Annotated in this window: 13 protein-coding genes and 2 pseudogenes; 8 read left to right on the top strand and 7 right to left on the bottom strand. The window is 58.9% G+C overall.

The genetic code is table 11. From position 1 onward, the window contains the following. Nucleotides 1–489: 489 nt before the first annotated feature. On the top strand, nucleotides 490–1,356 hold the full coding sequence (locus BLU76_RS04330) for a transcriptional regulator (RefSeq protein WP_092147965.1): 867 nt from the start codon (nucleotides 490–492) through the stop codon (nucleotides 1,354–1,356). Between the two features lie 28 nt (nucleotides 1,357–1,384). Here BLU76_RS04330 and BLU76_RS04325 read toward each other — a convergent pair whose 3' ends face one another. Both BLU76_RS04325 and BLU76_RS04320 read right to left on the bottom strand, forming a co-directional pair. After that, nucleotides 1,385–1,606 (bottom strand): twin-arginine translocase TatA/TatE family subunit, encoded by a 222-nt coding sequence (locus BLU76_RS04325; protein ID WP_092148180.1) that lies wholly within the window; start codon nucleotides 1,604–1,606, stop codon nucleotides 1,385–1,387. A 49-nt stretch (nucleotides 1,607–1,655) separates the two neighbouring features. Continuing rightward, the gene (locus tag BLU76_RS04320) at nucleotides 1,656–2,861 is read right to left on the bottom strand and encodes a thiamine pyrophosphate-dependent enzyme (RefSeq protein WP_092147968.1); all 1,206 of its coding nucleotides are present in this window, start codon (nucleotides 2,859–2,861) and stop codon (nucleotides 1,656–1,658) included. A 543-nt stretch (nucleotides 2,862–3,404) separates the two neighbouring features. On the opposite strand from BLU76_RS04320, the gene BLU76_RS04315 reads away from it, so the two are divergent. The 4 genes from BLU76_RS04315 to BLU76_RS04300 all read left to right on the top strand — a co-directional run bounded on the left by BLU76_RS04315 (nucleotide 3,405) and on the right by BLU76_RS04300 (nucleotide 7,665). After that, a complete protein-coding gene (locus tag BLU76_RS04315) occupies nucleotides 3,405–4,616 on the top strand; it encodes an ABC transporter substrate-binding protein (RefSeq protein WP_256572632.1) in 1,212 nt (403 codons plus the stop codon). Nucleotides 4,617–4,821: 205 nt separating this feature from the next. Further along, nucleotides 4,822–5,757: an ABC transporter permease gene (locus BLU76_RS04310; RefSeq protein WP_092147974.1), complete on the top strand. Its 936-nt coding sequence runs from the start codon at nucleotides 4,822–4,824 to the stop codon at nucleotides 5,755–5,757. 31 nt (nucleotides 5,758–5,788) lie between these two features. Further along, nucleotides 5,789–6,580: an ABC transporter permease gene (locus BLU76_RS04305; protein WP_092147976.1), complete on the top strand. Its 792-nt coding sequence runs from the start codon at nucleotides 5,789–5,791 to the stop codon at nucleotides 6,578–6,580. A 5-nt stretch (nucleotides 6,581–6,585) separates the two neighbouring features. Then, the gene (locus tag BLU76_RS04300) at nucleotides 6,586–7,665 is read left to right on the top strand and encodes an ABC transporter ATP-binding protein (RefSeq protein WP_092147979.1); all 1,080 of its coding nucleotides are present in this window, start codon (nucleotides 6,586–6,588) and stop codon (nucleotides 7,663–7,665) included. Between the two features lie 141 nt (nucleotides 7,666–7,806). Here the strand turns inward: BLU76_RS04300 and BLU76_RS32145 are convergent. The 3 genes and pseudogenes from BLU76_RS32145 to hisD form a co-directional block, all read right to left on the bottom strand. After that, nucleotides 7,807–8,349, bottom strand: a pseudogene (locus BLU76_RS32145) (methyl-accepting chemotaxis protein); the annotation flags it as partial. Nucleotides 8,350–8,664: 315 nt separating this feature from the next. Further along, nucleotides 8,665–9,624 (bottom strand): annotated as a pseudogene (locus BLU76_RS32140) (HAMP domain-containing protein); the annotation flags it as partial. 474 nt (nucleotides 9,625–10,098) lie between these two features. After that, nucleotides 10,099–11,382, bottom strand: a complete 1,284-nt coding sequence (hisD, locus tag BLU76_RS04290) for a histidinol dehydrogenase (RefSeq protein WP_092147986.1) — start codon at nucleotides 11,380–11,382, stop codon at nucleotides 10,099–10,101. 396 nt (nucleotides 11,383–11,778) lie between these two features. Here hisD and BLU76_RS04285 point away from each other — a divergent pair, with 396 nt between their 5' ends. From BLU76_RS04285 to BLU76_RS04275, 3 genes are read left to right on the top strand one after another with little or no spacing between them, the layout of a single operon-like run. Continuing rightward, on the top strand, nucleotides 11,779–12,504 hold the full coding sequence (locus BLU76_RS04285) for a ThuA domain-containing protein (protein ID WP_092147988.1): 726 nt from the start codon (nucleotides 11,779–11,781) through the stop codon (nucleotides 12,502–12,504). Continuing rightward, on the top strand, nucleotides 12,501–14,288 hold the full coding sequence (locus BLU76_RS04280) for a thiamine pyrophosphate-binding protein (RefSeq protein WP_092147990.1): 1,788 nt from the start codon (nucleotides 12,501–12,503) through the stop codon (nucleotides 14,286–14,288). Before BLU76_RS04285 ends, BLU76_RS04280 begins: the two co-directional genes overlap by 4 nt. A 17-nt stretch (nucleotides 14,289–14,305) precedes the next feature. After that, the gene (locus BLU76_RS04275) at nucleotides 14,306–15,916 is read left to right on the top strand and encodes a GMC oxidoreductase (RefSeq protein ID WP_092147993.1); all 1,611 of its coding nucleotides are present in this window, start codon (nucleotides 14,306–14,308) and stop codon (nucleotides 15,914–15,916) included. 62 nt (nucleotides 15,917–15,978) lie between these two features. Here the strand turns inward: BLU76_RS04275 and BLU76_RS04270 are convergent, their stop codons facing one another. Together BLU76_RS04270 and BLU76_RS04265 are read right to left on the bottom strand one after the other, a co-directional pair. After that, nucleotides 15,979–17,079 carry a LacI family DNA-binding transcriptional regulator gene (locus BLU76_RS04270; RefSeq protein WP_092147996.1) on the bottom strand — a complete coding sequence of 367 codons (1,101 nt, stop codon included), beginning with the start codon at nucleotides 17,077–17,079 and terminating at the stop codon, nucleotides 15,979–15,981. Nucleotides 17,080–17,133: 54 nt separating this feature from the next. Further along, nucleotides 17,134–18,261 (bottom strand): MFS transporter, encoded by a 1,128-nt coding sequence (locus tag BLU76_RS04265; protein WP_256572656.1) that lies wholly within the window; start codon nucleotides 18,259–18,261, stop codon nucleotides 17,134–17,136. Nucleotides 18,262–18,417 lie beyond the last annotated feature (156 nt).

The following is an 18,417-nucleotide window of genomic DNA, read 5'->3' as shown; positions in this document are numbered from 1 at the left end:
AGGCGAGTATCGATGGCGAGGGTTTGTTTCTCCATTTCGCACTACAACAAAACCTGACGCAGACCGAAGCAACTCACCGGAAAAGTGTCAATTTGGCGAAGATCATTAGCGTCTCGCGCAAACTTTCGCCCCCGGTGTTACTCCGCAGAAATCAATGTGTTACTGCCTGGGGCCGAGAGTAACTTGGACGTTTCCCGGCCAGTTAGCCAAGGTCTGCAGAAGCGACGTGTTTTCAAGAGCGACGATGACTGTCGAACAAGCCCTGGTACCGCTTACAATCTGACGCAACAGCAATGCTTGATACTTGTAACTGAATGCCCACGTAACGGCATGAAACATGCTTGAGCCTTTCAAAAGATATTCAAGTGATTGAGTTTAAGCAGGTTATTGCAGGGTTAACCCATAACCACTGATAACCGCTATAACCACCACCTTATTCGAACTGACCAGATCGAGACCACGATGCCCAGCCGAGGAGACACGCCCCCCATGTCTTTAACTGCCGCCACCTCGCACCCCGAGCGCCAGCAGGTTCGTAGCGACTTACAGGCAAACGTGCAAAAAAATCTCAGCACATTGGTGGAGTCCTGCCGGTCGGTCGCGGACATGTGTCGCAAGGTCGATGTCAATCGCCAGCAGTTCAACAAGTACCTGGTGGGCCAGCACGTCCCTTCCCAAAAGATTCTTCAGAAGATCGGCCGTTACTTCATGATGGAAGCCGAAGATCTTTTCCGGCCACCTGCGGAGTTCAAGAAACTTTACGAGGGGTATGAAAACGAACTGCCGACGGCCTTGCGTGCCTCGGCGCAATTCAATCATTTCCTGCCATTGGCAAAACAATCCGCCGACTTGCTTGAAGACTATCTGGGCGTCTATTACCGCTACCACAACTCTTCGATCTACAAGGGAAGAATCCTGCGTTCAGTCACGTGCCTGTATCGCGCCGACTCCATGGTCCAGTACGTCACGGTAGAACGCTTCCCCTTGCTCGATGGCAGCGGAAAGATCGGCTACTCGTTCACCTATCATGGTTTTTGCCTGCTTCTCGGCGACCGCCTGTTCCTGGTGGACTTCGAAGGCAAGCAGCGTAACGAGATGACGTTTTCCATTCTGACGCCGCAGCATCGCCGACCGATCCGGTTCCTCTTCGGCCTGGTCACCGGGGTGGCGTCATCCTCATTCCGCCAACCCTTCTCCACTCGCATGGCACTGGGGCTCGTGGACAAGGGCAAGATCCGCAAGCACCACTTGCGCAATGCAACCGTCGTGTTGCCCAGCGATCAGTCACTGCCGCTGGAAGTGCGCGAATACATGACCGGTGACAACGCGACTATCGTGTGGGGCGGCCAGGACTGAGGCGGCGGGACAACCGCCTCGTCAATAGTCAGACCTGACGAGGCTGCCCGTCGAGGGTCCTGGGTGCTTCCGCAGCATCAGCTTGATGCAAGGGCGCCGGCGTGGGCTCTTCATCGTCATTCATGGCTTTGCGAAACCCCTTGATCGACTCGCCAACATCGGCCCCCAGGTTTTTCAGTTTTTTAGTGCCGAAGACCAGCACAACCACCACCAAAATGACGATCCAGTGCTTCCAGTCCAAAATACCCATCGCGTGATCCCTCTTCAGAAGTTTTGATGTGAGGCCGTCCTGCAACAGGTCAGCCATGGTTCCCGCAGACGTCGTTATTCGCAGGAGAATCCCGTGCAATCATCACCTCCACCAACGACGGCCCCTTGCTATTGAGCGCCCTGGTAAACGTCGAATCGAGTTGCGAGGCGTGCTCCACCCGCCAGGCATCAAGGCCAAAATTCCTGGCAATACCGGCGAAGTCGGGCGAATAAGGTTTGCCATCCGGCAGGTTGAACTCACCGGTACGGTGCTGCTCCAGCGCAGGGGTTTGCATGTCGCCCACTGTCACCCCGCCACTGTTGTTGAACACCAGGAATACCACGGGAATGCTGTGCATCACGCACACGGCCATTTCCTGCATCGACTGCAAGAAATCGCCACCGCCCACGGCGCACACCACCTGGCGCGCCGGCATGGCGAGCTTCGCGCCAATCGCCGCGGGCACCGCCCAACCCTGCGCGCCGACATTGGCGGCGCACAGGCGGGTGCCCGAATGGTAGAGGGGAAACACCTGGCGGGCGATGGCCTGAAGGGGCCCGACGCCCACCACCAGGATGGCTTCCTTCTCCAGGATCGAGCGCAACGCAGCCAAAGGCCTGTGGACCGTCAAGGGCGAGACGTCACTGGCGCTGTCGTCGAGCCCGCCCGCCGCCGCCCCCTGAGGCAAAGCGACTATGTTCAGCCGTGAACCTACCCGCGGTACTTCGCTGTTGGCGCGCAAGGTGGCGGGTGCCAGGCTGACGTCAATCGAAACGTCCTGGACGGCCGCCGGAATATTCAGACTAGCCGGACCTACGCGTCCACTGAACATCGTATCGAAGGACTTACGCAGGGCCTGCGGCAACTGTTCGATCTGCGAGACCCGCCGGTGTTCTTTCGTGACGCCGCCGGAGGCGGTTACCAGCCTGTCATCATCGCACTTAGCGTCATCTGCGCTGATGACCAGCATGGCTGATGATTGCGCCGACGCATCGGCGATTGCACCCAGCGCCGTCGAAATACCCAGCGGGCCCGCCAGCAAAACAGCCATCGGCCGACCGCAGGCGCGAAAATATCCGTCGGCAAGATGAACACCGCTTGGCTCCAGCATGACTTGAATGAAAGGGACATCCGTGCCGGCTGTCAGCAGCGCTTCTACCAGGGACCATGAGCCGTCACCCGGTATGCCGGCCACATAGTCGACACCATTCGCTTTCAGCGCTTTCGCAACAATCTGCCCACCCGTGAGTTTCACAAGACACTCCAATCAATCAAGCGCAGGCGTGAAGGGCGAATGCACCTCCGCCCTTTTCAGGATCGCCACGGGAGTATTCGCCCACACCTGGCACCGCTCAATTTCGCACCGAGGGCAAAAGAGACGCACGTTGACGCAGATGCCCCGCATCCCTCGCCTGCTCAAGAAGCACACGTGTCATGGCGCGTCAGCTGCGCCGATTAGGTCACTTCGATGCGTCATAGTGCGTCGCTTTTATAGGCGCTGCGAAATTGAGTGCCCTGCCTGCCAGGCCAATACTCGATCCATGAAAACAACAAGCCGAGCCTATCAAGCGCTGGGCGCGCCGCTTCAAGCCTTTACCTGCAACTTTCAGTAAAGCGGCGCCGCCCAGCCAAGGAAGAGTCAATCGGACCAGTGGAGACCCAGTGCGCGATGTTCTCAACGGGCATGTCAGCACCGCCAACCTCCCCAGCTCATGGAAACAATGCTGGCCATAACACTGCCGATCTACAGGACTGCATACAAAAGGATCTGCCCGGGGAACCAGCCGGGCCAGAGCCATTGCAAGTCGCCCAATCGTTTTCACAAAAACCACCCAGGCAGGAACTCGAAATGAAAAAAGACACAAACACGGGTTATGGACTCACCGGCATTGATCTGGATTCGATCAGCTTGAAGCGCCGCACACTTTTGCTAGGGGCTGCCGCCTCCGCCGCCGGGTTGTACATGGGCTCGTTCATGCCCAGCGCATTTGCTGCCGCGGGTGGGCACCTGGAAATCCTTGGCTGGGAAGGTGAAACCGGTGACGCCGAACTGGCCGAATGGCGCAAGCAGCGTGGCATTACCGTCCGTTCCAGCTATGCCAGCAACCAGGACGACATTACGGCCCGCTTGGCCGGCTCCGATCCCGTGCAGCTTGACTTGACCATGTACGCGTTGGGCTACGAGACCATCTATCAGGAAATGGGGTTGCTCAAGGAGATCGACACCTCGAGGATCCCCAACTACTCAGCGGAAAATATCCTCCCGCTGTTCTACAAAGGCAGCCGCTGGTACTGGGATGGCAAGCAATGGGGCGTGCCCCTGCTGTGGGGCATGAACACCATCATCTACAACCCGAAAGCGGTCAAGAAACCTGCTGAATACAAAGATCTGCTCGACCCGAAATTGAAGGGCAAGCTGACCTTCGTCGATGACGGGACATCGAATTGGTCGCTCATCGCGATCATTGCCGGCTATGGCGACAAATTTCCCAACCTGACGCGCGCCGAGTTCGACGACGCGTTCGAGAAACTCAAGCCGTACCGTGATCAATGCCGGGTTTTTGCCGCTTCTTCGGGGGACGCGGTTTCTCTGCTGGTGTCAGGCGAAGTGGATGCGGTGTTCTCAGCGTCAGCCAACACGCCGAGCGAGACCAAAAAGCGTGGCGTGGAAACCGCTTTGTCGGTCCCCAAAGAAGGCGCGGCCCTTTGGTGCGATGCGCTGTTCATCCCGAAAACGGCCAAGGATATACCGCTGGCACTGGAGTTCATCGACAAGACGCTCGAAGCGCAAACCCAGGCCAAAATGGCGACCACCATGTTCTCCGGCGTGGTCAACACGAAAGCCGTGCCACTGCTTCCGACAGACCTTCGAAACACCTTTGACTACGCGAATCTGGACAGTTTTTTCGAGAAGTCGAAACTCTACGGCCAGCCACCTCTGAGCTCCGATAAGTATGTGACGTATGCCGAATGGATCGATCAGTGGGCGAATTTCAAAGGCTCGTTCTAGGGCTGGGATCAATTCGTCCGACTCGTAGACCTGCTTGAACGGACGCTTACCCGAAGTGCGTGTTTGCGAACACGCTCTTCTCTGTTCGATGGCGCTTCGTGGCCTGTCGACGCCGTTCGCAAGGTTCAGAAGAGCACTCGTCTAGCGTGTATGCGCTCGCCAGGACGCTCTCGTTATCGAAACAAAAAGCAAAGGCACAATCATCATGAACGTAGTCAACAACAGCGAGCCCATCCTTCTCGATGCCAGGGATTCGAAGGCGGGTAAGCCGGTGAAAATCGACAAGAAAATCCTGGGTGGGTACTTGCTCGCATCACCCCCGATGTTCTTCCTGGTGGTGTTCTTCCTGATTCCTTCGGCGCTGCTGCTCGTCGCGAGTTTCTGGACCGCCAGACCCTTCAGCATGGAGCCTGCCGCAACGCTGGCCAACTATGCAAAAGCCCTCAGTGCCAATGGGTTCTACGATTCGTTGTGGATCGCCCTGCAAAACGGTTTCTGGACCGCGGTGCTGTCAACGGTCATCAGCGCCCCGGTCGCCTATTACATTGTTTATCGGACGCGCTCCAACGCCGTGCTGTACCTGGCCCTGATCTCGTGGTTCTCCAGCTATCTGGTGCGGGTCTACGCATGGCGCTCGATCCTGGGCACCAACGGCGTGATCAATTCCACGCTGCTGCACCTCGGGCTGGTCGATACGCCCCTGGACTGGCTGGTGTTCAGCAAGTTTTCGGTGGTCTTGACCCTGGTCCACATCATGCTGCCCTTCACCCTTCTGCTGCTGGTATCGGGCTTGCGCGATATCAAGAAGGATTACCTGGAAGCCGCCGCGGACCTGGGCGCCAGCGGTAACACCATTCTGTGGCGAGTGATCATGCCGATGGCGCACAAGAGCATCGTCAGCTCGTTCATGTTCACCTTCGTCCTCGCTGCCAGTGATTACGTCACCCCCCAGATGCTGGGCGGCAGGGACGCCATGACCACCGGCCTGGTGATCGCCAACCAGTTCCGTTCGGTCGGCAACTGGCCGCTGGGAGCGGCGATGGCGTACCTGCTGCTGGTGGTCTTCATGTTGGTGTATGGGCTGCTGCTGGGCGTGTTGCGAGCCGCCAACCTGGCGCCGGGCAAACGCTACCACGACTGAACACCGCCAATAAAAATGCAAGGTGACCGCCATGATCAGACTATTCACTTACGTTTACATGCTTTTCCTCTACGCGCCCATCGCGATCATCGCGTTGTTCAGCTTTCATTCGTCAGCCTCGCTGTCGTTCCCGTTCGAAGGCTTCTCCACCCAATGGTATGAGGCGCTGTTCAGCAGTTCGGACTTCATGACCGCCTTGACCAATAGCGCGATCGTCGCCGCGGGTTCGGCCATGCTCACCACGCTGCTGGGCACGTTCTCAGCACTGGCGTTGATGCGCATGAAAGGTCGGGTCAAGTCTGCCTTTGCCTTCATGAACTTCGCCCCAATCGCCCTCCCCGGTCTGTTCCTGGGGATCGCGCTGGTGATTTTCTTCTCGTTGATCGGCTTGCCCCGCTCGCTGCTGACCGTCGTGATCGGCCATACGCTGTTCACTTTCCCGTTCTTCGTCGAGTCCGTGCGTTCACGCCTGGAGTACTTCGATCTGTCGTTCGAGGAAGCGGCGCGAGACCTGGGCGCCAGCCCACTCAAGGCGTTCTGGCTGGTGACGCTGCCCATCATCGGGCCGACCATTGCGGGCGCCGCGATCCTCGCGGTCGCGCTTTCGATGGACGAATTCCTGATCACCGTTTTCGTCACCGGCAGCGATACCACGCTGCCACTCATGATTCTTTCGATGATGCGTCGCGCCGTCAGCCCCACTATCAATGCCGCCTCGGTATTCATGCTGGTCGTGACCATCGCCATCATCGTCACCGCCGGCCTGGTCATGACCCTGCGCCGTCGTCGTCTCGAACTTGAACGTGCTGAAACTGCAGAGTAATCGCCATGACCAATAGCATTGAACTGACCGGAATCTCCAAGAGCTACGGCAACCTGACCGCCCTCGGCAAAGTCGACCTGACCGTAAAACGCAACGAAATCCTCACTTTGTTGGGCCCAAGCGGCTGCGGCAAGACCACACTGATGCGCATTATCGCGGGCTTCGAAGAACCCACCACCGGCAAAGTCGTGATCGATGGCAAGGACTCCACGTCCCTGGCGCCTGAACACCGCCCCGTCAACATGGTGTTCCAGAAGTACGCGCTGTTTCCTCACCTTGATGTTTTCGACAACGTGGCTTTCGGGCTGCGCCTGAAGAAAAAACCCAAGGATGAAATCAAGCGTGAAGTGACCAAGGCACTCGAACTGGTTCAACTGGAAGGTTTCAAGAATCGCTGGATCTCCGAGCTCAGTGGCGGCCAGGCACAACGTGTCGCGCTGGCCCGGGCATTGGTGAACCGTCCCGCCGTGTTGCTGCTCGACGAGCCGTTGGCGGCACTGGACTTGAAGATTCGCCACCACATGCTTAACGAGATCAAGCGAATCCACGAGGAGACATCGACCACCTTCGTGTATGTGACCCACGACCAGGACGAGGCGATGATCCTGTCCGACCGCGTCGTGCTGCTGAACAAGGGCGGCATCGAGCAGATCGGTGGGCCACAAGAGATGTATTGGTCGCCGCGCACGTTGTTCGCCGCGAAGTTTTTCGGTGACACCAACATCGTCGCCGGCACCTACGGGTTGGGCGACACCCGCAGCGGCTATGTCGATCTACCCTTCGGTCGCTACGCTCACGCGGCCGGCAACAGCCTGGGGGCCGGGCCGGTCAATGTGTCGATCCGTCCCGAAACCATCGGCCTTGAAGCCGCTCAAGGCACGCCGTTGGCCGACGGGGCATTCGCCGGAAAAGTCAAAGACACATCGTTCATCGGTAACCGCGTCATTTACCGCGTGGCGGTGGCCGGCGGCACCCTGGACCTCAAGTGCCAACAACTGCCTACCCCGGGCAGCCATGCCCTGCCACCCGGAGCCGAGGTCGCGCTCACCTGCAAACCAGACAGCTTCGTGGTGATTCCAGCCTGATGGGCGATGGAGCGGGAACAACCACCGCTGCCAACTCAGCACCGGGTTCAACCGTAACGTCGACGCCGGATCATGCGCTTTTGAACAAGCCCATGATCCGGCGTTTTTTTTGATCAGCAATCGCAGCGCCTTTCAGTTTCCCTAGACCTTGAAGTTATTCATCAGCCTCTGTTGCTGGTTCGCAAGATCGTTCAAGGAGTGGCTGATCCGGGCCGATCGATCAGCCTGCCCCACCAACTCACCCGTTACATCCCTGATGGCCGAAACGTTACGGTTCACCTCTTCGGACACTGCGCTCTGCTCTTCGGCCGCACTGGCAATTTGCAGGTTCATGCCCGTCATGATCTCGATGCTTTGGCTGACATTGGCCAACGCGTCGACAGCCTCCAGGGCTTGCTCGGCACTGGCATTGGCCTGGCGATGCTGGCTCTGCATGGCATTCACCACCTCGCGTGTGCCGCCCTGTAGGCTCTCGATGACACCCTGGATTTCACTCACAGAGTCCTGGGTGCGCTGGGCCAAGTGTCGAACCTCGTCGGCCACTACGGCAAAGCCCCGCCCGGTCTCTCCAGCCCTTGCCGCCTCGATCGCGGCATTCAGCGCCAACAGATTGGTCTGCTGGGCAATGGTGCGGATCACATCGAGCACACTGCCAATTTCCTCACTGCTGTCGGCGAGTTGGCGCACCCCGTTCATGGCGCCGCTCATGTGCGCCGCCAGCGACTGGATGGAATGCGCAGCGGTCTCGATGGTGCTTTTGCAAGAGCGCACAGCGGCATTGCCATTTCGCGCGGCGGTCGCCGCCATGGACGCACTTCGCGCCACCTCTTGGGAGGTCGCGCTCATTTCATGGGCGGCCGTCGCGACTTGTTCGACTTCCAGCAGTTGCTGCTGCATGCCGCTGCTGGTCTGGGTGGCGATCGAAGACGCCTGGTCGGCGGTGGAGCGCGTGTCCAGGACGCTCTGGCTGACTTGGGCGATGATGGGCTGCAGCTTATCGAGGAAGCGATTGAACCCACCCACCAGCACGCCCATTTCATCGCGGCGCTCGGCGCTCAGTCGCTGGGTCAGATCACCCTCGCCGTTGGCGATGTTTTCCAGCATCGCGGACACCCGGCGGATGGGCCGGGTGACACTCACCGCCAACCACCCCATCAGCAATATCCCCGCCACGGTGACGCCAATCCCGGTGGCCACCTGCACCATCACCGACGTCCGATTCGATTGCTCCAGGACTTGCTGCAACGCCGCAACCGAGGCCATCAACGTGGCGCGCGGCACTTCGATGACGGTCATCCAATGGCTCGAATTGGGGATGGGTGAAAATGGCACGACAAGCATGACGCGAGTGTCACCGGCCCTATCGATTGCCAGGACTTTGCCCGACTTCGCCCCCTCGAACATATCCGCCGCCTGTTGCGGGAAAATATCCTTGATGGTTTTCCCCAACGAGGCGGGATCGCCGCTCCGGCCCATGACAGCACCGCCAGCGCTGACAAAGGTCAATTGTCCTTGCCCCTCGAAGAACGATGCACTGGCTTTTTGCGCAATGTTTTGCAAGCTGCTCAACGGCAGATCGATACTGACCACGCCGATGAATTTTCCGCCGTCCATCAACGGTATCGCGATGCTGGAGGTCAAGGTGGGTACATCGTTCAGCAGGAAGGAATACGGCTCGATCAGGCAAGGCTTGCGGGTTTTCTTCGGACAGTTCCACCATTCTTTTGCAGGATCCCCGTCATCCTGCATTTCCTTCTCTTCGAGGATGAAGTTTTGCATCGAAGACACGTACACCCCGAAGCGGCCGACGGCATTGCCGGAGAAGTCGGCGCCGTTGATAGCGCTCGCGTCGGCACCGTCCAGTGCATTGGGCTCGAATGAGACGCCGACCCCGAGTATCTCCGGCGTAATCGCGACCTGGGCGCGAAGCAGCCGGTACAGATCGCCACGCAGCTGCATCGGTGCCAAGCCATTTTGACGGGCCTGACGGCGCATCATGACAATCTGGGTCGCAAGGGAACGGGTGAACATCATGCTGCTACGAAATCGCTGCTCGATGCCACTGGCCTGCAGAGACCCCGTCGCCTCCAGGTACCGCATGGACGCCAGAGACAACGATTCCGTGCTGGACTGACTGACCATGGCCGATGTATCGCGCATCTGATGGATCGAAAAACCCACCAGACAGAGCACCATCGCAAACAGACACCCCCCGGCGGCCAGCGTAATTCTCGTTTTGATCGATAAGCTACCCATCGCACCGCTCCTCTGATTCAAGCCTGGAATAAGCGTTTTTTCCACGGCTCAAAAAAAAAGCTCCCCGAATGGGGAGCCTGAAAACACTTGGAAAGACGGTAAGCGTGACCAGCTACACCGAGAAACGACCCCTTCCTCGCTGTCCGCTCGCCAAGTGCAATAACTGATTGGCCGCCCTCAGGCGGATTGCTTGTAACGACGAATGCGGATATCGGCCTGTTCCTTGTGCCCGGCGAAACCTTCCATACCGCACAAACGCGAGCAGTATTCACCGACCAGCACCGAGGCCTCATCCGTCAGGACGCGTTGGTAGGTGCAGGTCTTGATGAACTTGCCCACCCACAGCCCGCCGGTGTAGCGCGCGGTGCCGGTGGTAGGCAGCGTGTGGTTGGTGCCGATCACCTTGTCGCCATAGGAGACGTTGGTCCGCTCTCCGAGAAACAACGCGCCGTAGTTGGTCATGTGCTCAAGGAAATAGAGCGGGTCGCGGGTCATGACTTGCACGTGTTCGGAAGCAATCCGGTCGGCCTCCTGGACCATCTCGTCCACGGTGTCGCAAAGAATGATTTCGCCATAGTCACGCCAGGCGACCGAGGCGACGGGGGCGGTGGACAAAATGGTCAATTGACGCTCGATTTCCGCCGGCAGGGTTTCTGCCAATTCCGGGCTGTTGGTCAAGAATACGGCTGGGGAGTTGACGCCATGTTCAGCCTGGCCGAGCAAGTCGGCGGCAATGATTTCCACATCGCTGCTGTCATCGGCAATCACCAGGGTTTCGGTCGGGCCGGCGATCAAGTCGATGCCGATCTTACCGAACAGTTGACGCTTGGCTTCCGCAACAAACGCATTGCCTGGCCCGACGATCATGTCGACCGGCTTGAAGGTGTCGGTCCCCAGTGCAAACGCGGAGATCGCTTGTACACCGCCAACGCAATAAATCTCATCCGCACCCGCCAGGTACATGGCCGTCACGATGGCCGGATGCGGCTTGCCGTCGAACGGCGGCGCCGCGGCGACCACGCGTTTCACCCCCGCCACCTTGGCGGTCAGCACACTCATGTGCGCCGACGCCAGCAGCGGGTATTTTCCACCGGGGATGTAGCAGGCCACGGAGTTCACCGGAATATTGCGATGGCCCAGGATCACGCCCGGCAGGGTTTCGACTTCCACATCATGCATCGAGGCTTTTTGCACTTCGGCAAAGCGGCGGACTTGCGCCTGGGCAAAGGTGATGTCACCGATTTCCTGCTCCGACAGGCTTGCCACACACGCGGCGATCTCTTCATCGCTCAGACGGAAAGAGACCGGGTCCCACTTATCGAACTGCTTCGAGTATTCCCGAACGGCGACGTCTCCGTTCTTGGCGACATTGGCGATGATCTGCTCGACCGTATCGCGGACTTGGGCAGCGATCTCGGCTTGAGCTTCGACAGGCTTACTTTTTTTCAGATAACGAATCATCAATTTGCTCCAGGTAGTTCTTGATGCACGCGGCATGCACTCGCACTGACATCCATCTTTTCCTACCCCCCTGCCCCGGGCAATTTCGCAGCCTACCTATTGATGACGCGATCTGACGCAGGACAGACGCAATGCTGAAGCACTCGTGCAAGCGCTGACCGCTCTAGCACGGCCACGCTGTTATTCGTATAACCTCTTATCATGAAAAATCTCCCGAGCGAATTCGCCCGGAAGCCTTGCTGAATCGTCGATTCACGTCTTAACCACGAGCAATCATTAGGCTTTCACATTAAAAAAGCGATCAAGGGATTGACACCTCGGTTTTGAGTGATAGCTTAAATAAACGGTTATACGTATAACTTAATAATCACACCCAACCTAAAGAGGTGATCAACCGTGAGTCGAGTCTTGTATCTGTACGGTGGCTGGCCCGGCCATTTCCCCTACGAAATCGCGGCATGGGCACGGACCGTTTTCCAGGAGCTGGATTTCGACGTTGAAGAGTCGACCGACATCTTCACATTGGACAGGGACTTGACCGGTTACGACCTGATCGTGATCGGCTGGAACAATGCGGTCACCACGGAAACGCTGACCGCTTCACAGGAGAACCGCCTGCTCGAAGCGATCGAAAGCGGCACCGGGCTGGTGGGTTGGCACGGCGCCGGCGCGGCATTTCGCGCCAGCCTCAAGTACCACTGGGTACTGGGCGGCTCGTTTCTTGAGCACCCGATGGGCGAAGGGTTTCCCCATCCTTACCAGGTCAACATCATTGATCGCACCCATGAGGTCACGCAGGGCGTCGAGGATTTCGAGGTTCGGTCCGAGCAGTACTACATGCAGGTTGACCCGAACATTCATGTGCTGGCCGAAACCACGTTCGACGGCAACCCATTCCCCTGGATCAAGGGCAATCGCAGCCCGGTCGCCTGGGTTCGTCAGTGGGGCGAAGGCCGAGTGTTCTATCACTCGATCGGACACGACACCAGCAACCTGGCCGACCCGAACATCCGCCGCCTGACTAAACAGGGCCTGAACTGGGCAACCCGTGGGCGCACGGCAAACACCGGTAAATCCACCGTATCCACCACACTTTCATCAACCCAAGGAGTCCTGTCATGACTAAATTGACCGGCAGCCAGATCGTGGCCCAAACCCTGAAAAATTACGGCGTCGAATACGTCGCTGGCATCCCGGGCCACGGGATCTGGACCCTCACCGACGCCTTCCTCGAAGAAGACTCGAAACTCAAATTCATCCAGGTCTTCCACGAACAGAGTGCGGTTCATCTCGCGGATGGTTACTACCGGGTGTCTGGCAAGCCGATGGCCGCCGTCACTTCCATCGGTGCCGGCGCCGCCAACACCGTGATCGGCATGGCCACGGCCTTCACCGACTCCACTAGCCTGATGCTGATCACCGGCGGGCCACCCACGCACATGCGCGGCCATGGCTTGTTGCAAGAGCTGGAACGCTACACCGACAACGACTTCCCCAAAATCGCTGAGGCTGTCACCAAGCGCCACTGGGTCGCCACCCGCGTCGAAGATCTGCCCTTCATGATGCACCGTGCCTGGAGCGCGATGGTCACTGGTCGCCCGGGTCCGGTTCATCTTGAAATACCGATGGACGTTCAGGCCGAAGCGGCTGACGTGACCCTGCACACCCTGGAAGAACGCACCCCCATCGGCAAGTGTTTCCCGGACCCGGCGGCTACGGCCCGCGCGGTTGAGGAATTGAAAGCGTGCAAACGCCCGGTGCTGGTGATCGGCGGCGGCGTCATCACGGGGGAGGCAAGCGCCGAAGTGCTTGCCCTGGCCGAAGCCTGGAAAATACCCGTGGTCACGACCTGGAACGGTAAAAGCGGCTTCCCGGAGGATCATCCGCTGTTCGCCGGCAGCGTCGGTCAAACCGGCACGATGTGCGGCAACAAAGTGGCCTCCACCGCCGATGTCATTATCGCTGTGGGTTGCCGCTTTACCGACTGGTCGTCCTCCAGCTATGCCAAGGGTGTGACCTTTGCAATTCCGCCATCGAAGTTGATCCACATCGACATCGACCCGCACGAGATCGGCAAGAATTACCCGGTGACCGTGGGCATTTGTGCCGACGCCAAGTACGCGCTGGCCCATATCGTGGAAGGCTTGAAAGGCCAGACGGTGGATCGCCAGGCGTACATGAGCGACCTGCGCGGCTATCAAGAGGAATGGGAAACCAAACTGGCCGGCCGCCGTGACTCCGACCGTTTCCCGTTTACCTCTCAACGTCCGTTGGGCGCGCTGCGCAAGGTTTTCCCCCGTGACACCATCGTGGTGGTCGGGTCCGGCAACACTCAAGGGGCAGTCAAACAGACCTTTCCTGTCTATACCCCGCGCACCCACCTGACCTCTGGCGGATTCTCTTCCATGGGTTGGGCCGTCCCGGCGGCTATCGGGGCCAAGCTGGCGGCGCCGAACCAACCGGTTGTATGCATCCTGGGCGACGGCGATTTCCTGATGACCTCCCAGGAAATTGCGATCTGCGTGACCAACAACATCCCTGTTGTGTTCATGATCCAGAACAACGCCGGGTACATGTCGATCCGTGGTGGCCAGCGCAAGCAAACCAGCCGCCATATCGGCACCGAGTTCAACCATCCGGACGGCACGCCCTACAGCCCGGATTTCAAAGCCGTCGGCGAAGCCTTCGGCCTGAAATCCTATCGTGTGGAGCGCCCTGAGGATCTCGAGCCGACCCTTCAGGAAGCCCTGGACCTGAACGTGCCGGTGCTGATCGAAATCCCGACCGATCGCGACGCCGCAGGCCCTTGGGTCCCAGGCTGGTGGGACTTCCCGATTCCTGAGTACATCACCGACGAACGTCAGGACGAGTACTGGCAAATCCGGAACTCCGAACAACACCTGTAAAACCTGGAGCGGCTTAAATGAGTGATGCATTGATTTCGCATCATGCAAAGCTGAATCCACAACCGGGGGCGCCGCGCCATCAGCGCGCCCTCGACGTGGTGACACCTGATGCAGATGGCAATATCAACTGTGACGTAGTGATCATTGGCTCGGGCATGGGCGGTTCGACCTTTGCCCATGCCCTGCGCGATAGCGGGCTGGACATCGTTATCGTCGAACGGGGAGATTTCCTGCCCCGTGAAATACAGAACTGGAGCGCCGAATCGGTGTTCGCCGAAGGCCGCTATCGCAATGCCGAGCAGTGGCTGGATAAATCCAACCAACCCTTTTCCCCCGGGGTCTTTTATTACGTCGGTGGCAACACCAAATTCTATGGCGCCATGCTGCCCCGGTTCCGTGAAGAGGATTTTGCCGAAATTCAGCATGCCGAAGGCGTGTCCCCGGCATGGCCCATCCGTTACGCCGACCTGGAACCCTGGTACGCCGAAGCCGAAAAACTCTATCGGGTTCACGGCTCGGCGGGCTCGGATCCCAGCGACCCCTGGCGCTCGGGCCCTTTTCCCCAGCCTGCGCTCAAACATGACCCGGCGCTGGTGCCACTGGAGCAGAGCATGCGCCGTTCAGGGCTCAAGCCGTTCGTGATGCCTGCGGCCGTGGATTATGGCGACGGCGGTGATTGTGTATTGTGTTCGACCTGCGATGGATATCCTTGCCTCGTGGACGCCAAGGCCGATGCTGAAGTCAGCGCCTTGAGGCCGGCCCTGCGCAGCCCGAACATCAAGTTGTTGACCCGTACCCTGATCAAACAACTGAGAACAGGCGCGGACGGTCGGACGGTGACAGAGGCCCATGGGCTCAGCGCTGGCCGCGACGTGACACTTCGTGCGAAACGATTCGTCCTGGCGTGCGGAGCGGTGAACACCGCCGCCCTGTTGCTCAAATCAGCGAACGAGCATCACCCTGAGGGCTTGGGCAATAGCTCGGGGCAAGTGGGTCGCAACTACATGGTGCATAACAGCACGTTCATGCTCGCAGTAGACCCGCGGCGCAAAAACAAGGTGACCTTTCAAAAGACCCTTGCCCTCAACGACTGGTACCGCGCCAGTCCGCAAAATCCGTATCCGCTTGGCAATGTGCAGATGCTGGGGAAGATCCGCGAGCCGATGATCAGCGCCATGCGCCCATGGCTTCCAAAATTCGCCTCGCGCTACATTACGGACCATAGCGTCGACTTGTACCTGACCTCGGAAGATCTACCGACACAGGACAACCGGGTCATTTACGACAGGCAACGGGATGCAATCAAAGTGCTCTGGACGCCGAACAACCTCAAAGCCCATGAAGGCCTGGTAAGCAAAACCAGTAAAGTCATGCGTCAGGCAGGTTATCCCTTGATTCTCAGGGCACGGATGGGCATCGCCACCAACTCGCACCAATGCGGTACCGCCGTCATGGGCAAGGATCCCGCTTCAAGCGTACTGGATGTGAACTGCAAGCTGCATGACCTGGACAACGTCTGGGTGGTCGACAGCTCATTCTTCCCCTCTTCGGCTGCGGTCAATCCGGCGCTGACCATCGCTGCCAATGCCCTGCGGGTTGCAGCCAGTTTCAAGTGCCTGCCGGGTTGACCGGCAAACCCACCTGAAAACAGCCGCAGGGTATTTCCACACTGCGGCCTTGGCGCAACCTCTCAAGCATCGGTCGGCTGTACCTGCTGCGTCGAAGTCCGCACGATGAGTTTCGTGGAAAAGATCTTCCGTTCCGGTTCGAGTCGCGAGCCTGCCGGAGCATTCAGCTGCTCTGTCAACATCCGTGCGGCATACAGCCCCTTCTCCACCATCGGCTGGCCAATGGTGGTCAAGCCAAGCTGAACAGCCTCGGGAATATCATCAAAGCCGATCACGGAAAGCGCTTGCGGGACTTTACGGTTGAGCGCATGTGCGGTTTTCATGCAAGCGATGGCCATGACATCCGAGCAAGCCACGACCGCCGTGACATCGTTGGAGGTCAACAGCGTAAACGCTGCCGCTTGCCCGGACGTGGAATCCAGCCCACCGGCTTCGATGATGCTCAGGTCCTCAAATGCCAGGCCGGCCCTGCCCGCCGCTTCCACATACCCGGTCAGACGCTCCCTGACGATGCGCTCACTGGCACTCTTGAAGCGTTGCTGGCCAATCGGCCCGCGATAACCGTCAGGATTGAGCCGGTCGATGATGATGCCGATCTTGCGATGCCCCAGGTCCAGCAGATGTTGCATCTGAGTCTGGGCGGCGCCTCGATCGTCGATCCCGACGAAGAAAGAATCTTCCACCAGCGGCGAATCGATCACCACGAACGGAATGTTCTGTTTCACCACCGCCAATACCGCCGGGTGATCGTCCGGCAGTGTCGAAATGATCAGACCATCCACCAGGCCGCGCAAGGCAAGGCTGCCGTGACTCTCTGCCTGGGCCCGGCCGACGAGCCGGTTGTTATTCAGGGGAAACAGCGTCAGTGCGACATTTTCCAACTCGCCGACTTCACTGATCCCACGCAACAGGGCAATGGTGCACGGGTCGGCGAACGCCAGGGACAATTTGTCCATCATCATCAACCCGATCGCACCGATCTTGCCCGAGCGCAGGCTTCGTCCCAGCACGTTCGGCCCCGGATAGCCCAGGGACGCCGCGACCTCGAGGATATGCTCGCGCTGCGCTTGCGACAGTTTGGAGGGACGATTGTAGGCGTAGGACACCGCAGGCTGAGACACCCCCGCCGCCAGTGCTACATCTTTCATTGAAACGGATGCCATCGCTTGCTTCCCGATTTTTTTGAAAACCTCATGGGAGGTTATGAAAACATGAGCTCAGTGTAACCGTTGAGCGCAAACCTTCGGTATCAGTCGAGTCGCACTGATCATCACCGCAATCATGGATGAGGCAACAGCGAGCAGTGCGACGGACAGGCTGGTGGAGTGCGCGACAAAACCGATGACCGCAGGGCCCATCAGGATACCGAGGTAGCCAAGGCTGGTTGCCGCGGCGATGGCCAACTCGCCGGGCATGGCCCGTTGCGCGCCGGCCAGTGACAGATAGACCGGGGCAATGTTTGCCAAGCCGGCACCGATGACCGCGAACCCCACCAGGTTCAACCACCAGTTTGTGATCAGTACGACCATCAAAAAGCCCAGGACGACGATCAAACCACCGCCGATGAGCGCTACCCGCGAGCCCAGCTTCAGCACAATCCGGTCACCGTTCAGGCGCCCCAAGGCCATCATCACCGCAAACGTTGCGTACCCCAGACCGGCAATGGAGTGCTCAACCCCGCGTTCCTCGGTGAGAAAGACCGCGCTCCAGTCGAGAATCGCCCCTTCAGCGAGAAAGGCGAGCAGGCAGAGTGTGCCCAGCAGCAAAACCTTGCGGTCAGGCCTGACAAATATCGGACTACCCTCCTCACCGCTTCGTCCCAGCATCTGACGGCCGGCAGTCAGGACAAATGCGACCAGTGCCGCCATCACCGCGCTGCTCGCCAGCAATGGCGTAGCGCCGAGCCATAACAGTGCGGTCATGCCTGCGGCACTGACAATCGTACCCAGGCTGAACAAGCCATGGAAACCGGACATCAACGATCGGCCGGTGGCACGCTCGACCATCACCCCTTGAACGTTCATCGTCACATCCACCGCGCCACACCCAGCGCCGAACACGGTCAAGGCGACCATCAAGCCGGCGAACGAATGAGTCGTCGCCAGCATCGGCAACGTCAGCAATACCAATGCGATGCCGATGTGCATGGTAAAGCGGCAGCCCTTCCTCGCGTTCAGGACACCGGCAAGCGGCATCATCACCAGTGAGCCCAGGCCAAGGCAAAGCAACAGCAAACCCAACGCACCGTCATCGACTCCGGCCCGAGTGCGAGCATAGGGAACCAGCGGCGCCCAGGCGCCCATGCACAGGCCCGACATGAGGAACGTCAGCCGATAAACCGCCATATCCGGGGTGGCGCAAGGCATTTCCCATTCTTGAGACGACACGCAAACCTCTCCGTTCAGGCATGAAAGTTATACGTATAACCTAAAATAATCGGTTAGCCAATGCGCCGACACAAAGCAATGCGGCTTCACCCTGCACAAAGTTGGAGCAGATGC

This window comes from Pseudomonas sp. NFACC08-1 (assembly GCF_900106735.1).
In the GTDB taxonomy this organism is placed as follows: domain Bacteria; phylum Pseudomonadota; class Gammaproteobacteria; order Pseudomonadales; family Pseudomonadaceae; genus Aquipseudomonas; species Aquipseudomonas fluorescens_Q.
The sequence above is the reverse complement of the archived record's forward strand: the minus strand, read 5'-3'. Positions and strand labels throughout refer to the sequence as shown.

Coding starts and splice junctions, on each gene's coding strand:
- BLU76_RS04300 (WP_092147979.1), top strand. CDS start 6,586: ATGACCAATAGCATTGAACTGACCGGAATCTCCAAGAGCTACGGCAAC.
- BLU76_RS04310 (WP_092147974.1), top strand. CDS start 4,822: ATGAACGTAGTCAACAACAGCGAGCCCATCCTTCTCGATGCCAGGGAT.
- BLU76_RS04270 (WP_092147996.1), bottom strand. CDS start 17,079: ATGGCATCCGTTTCAATGAAAGATGTAGCACTGGCGGCGGGGGTGTCT.
- BLU76_RS04325 (WP_092148180.1), bottom strand. CDS start 1,606: ATGGGTATTTTGGACTGGAAGCACTGGATCGTCATTTTGGTGGTGGTT.
- BLU76_RS04330 (WP_092147965.1), top strand. CDS start 490: ATGTCTTTAACTGCCGCCACCTCGCACCCCGAGCGCCAGCAGGTTCGT.
- hisD (WP_092147986.1), bottom strand. CDS start 11,382: ATGATTCGTTATCTGAAAAAAAGTAAGCCTGTCGAAGCTCAAGCCGAG.
- BLU76_RS04305 (WP_092147976.1), top strand. CDS start 5,789: ATGATCAGACTATTCACTTACGTTTACATGCTTTTCCTCTACGCGCCC.
- BLU76_RS04265 (WP_256572656.1), bottom strand. CDS start 18,261: ATGGCGGTTTATCGGCTGACGTTCCTCATGTCGGGCCTGTGCATGGGC.
- BLU76_RS04280 (WP_092147990.1), top strand. CDS start 12,501: ATGACTAAATTGACCGGCAGCCAGATCGTGGCCCAAACCCTGAAAAAT.
- BLU76_RS04275 (WP_092147993.1), top strand. CDS start 14,306: ATGAGTGATGCATTGATTTCGCATCATGCAAAGCTGAATCCACAACCG.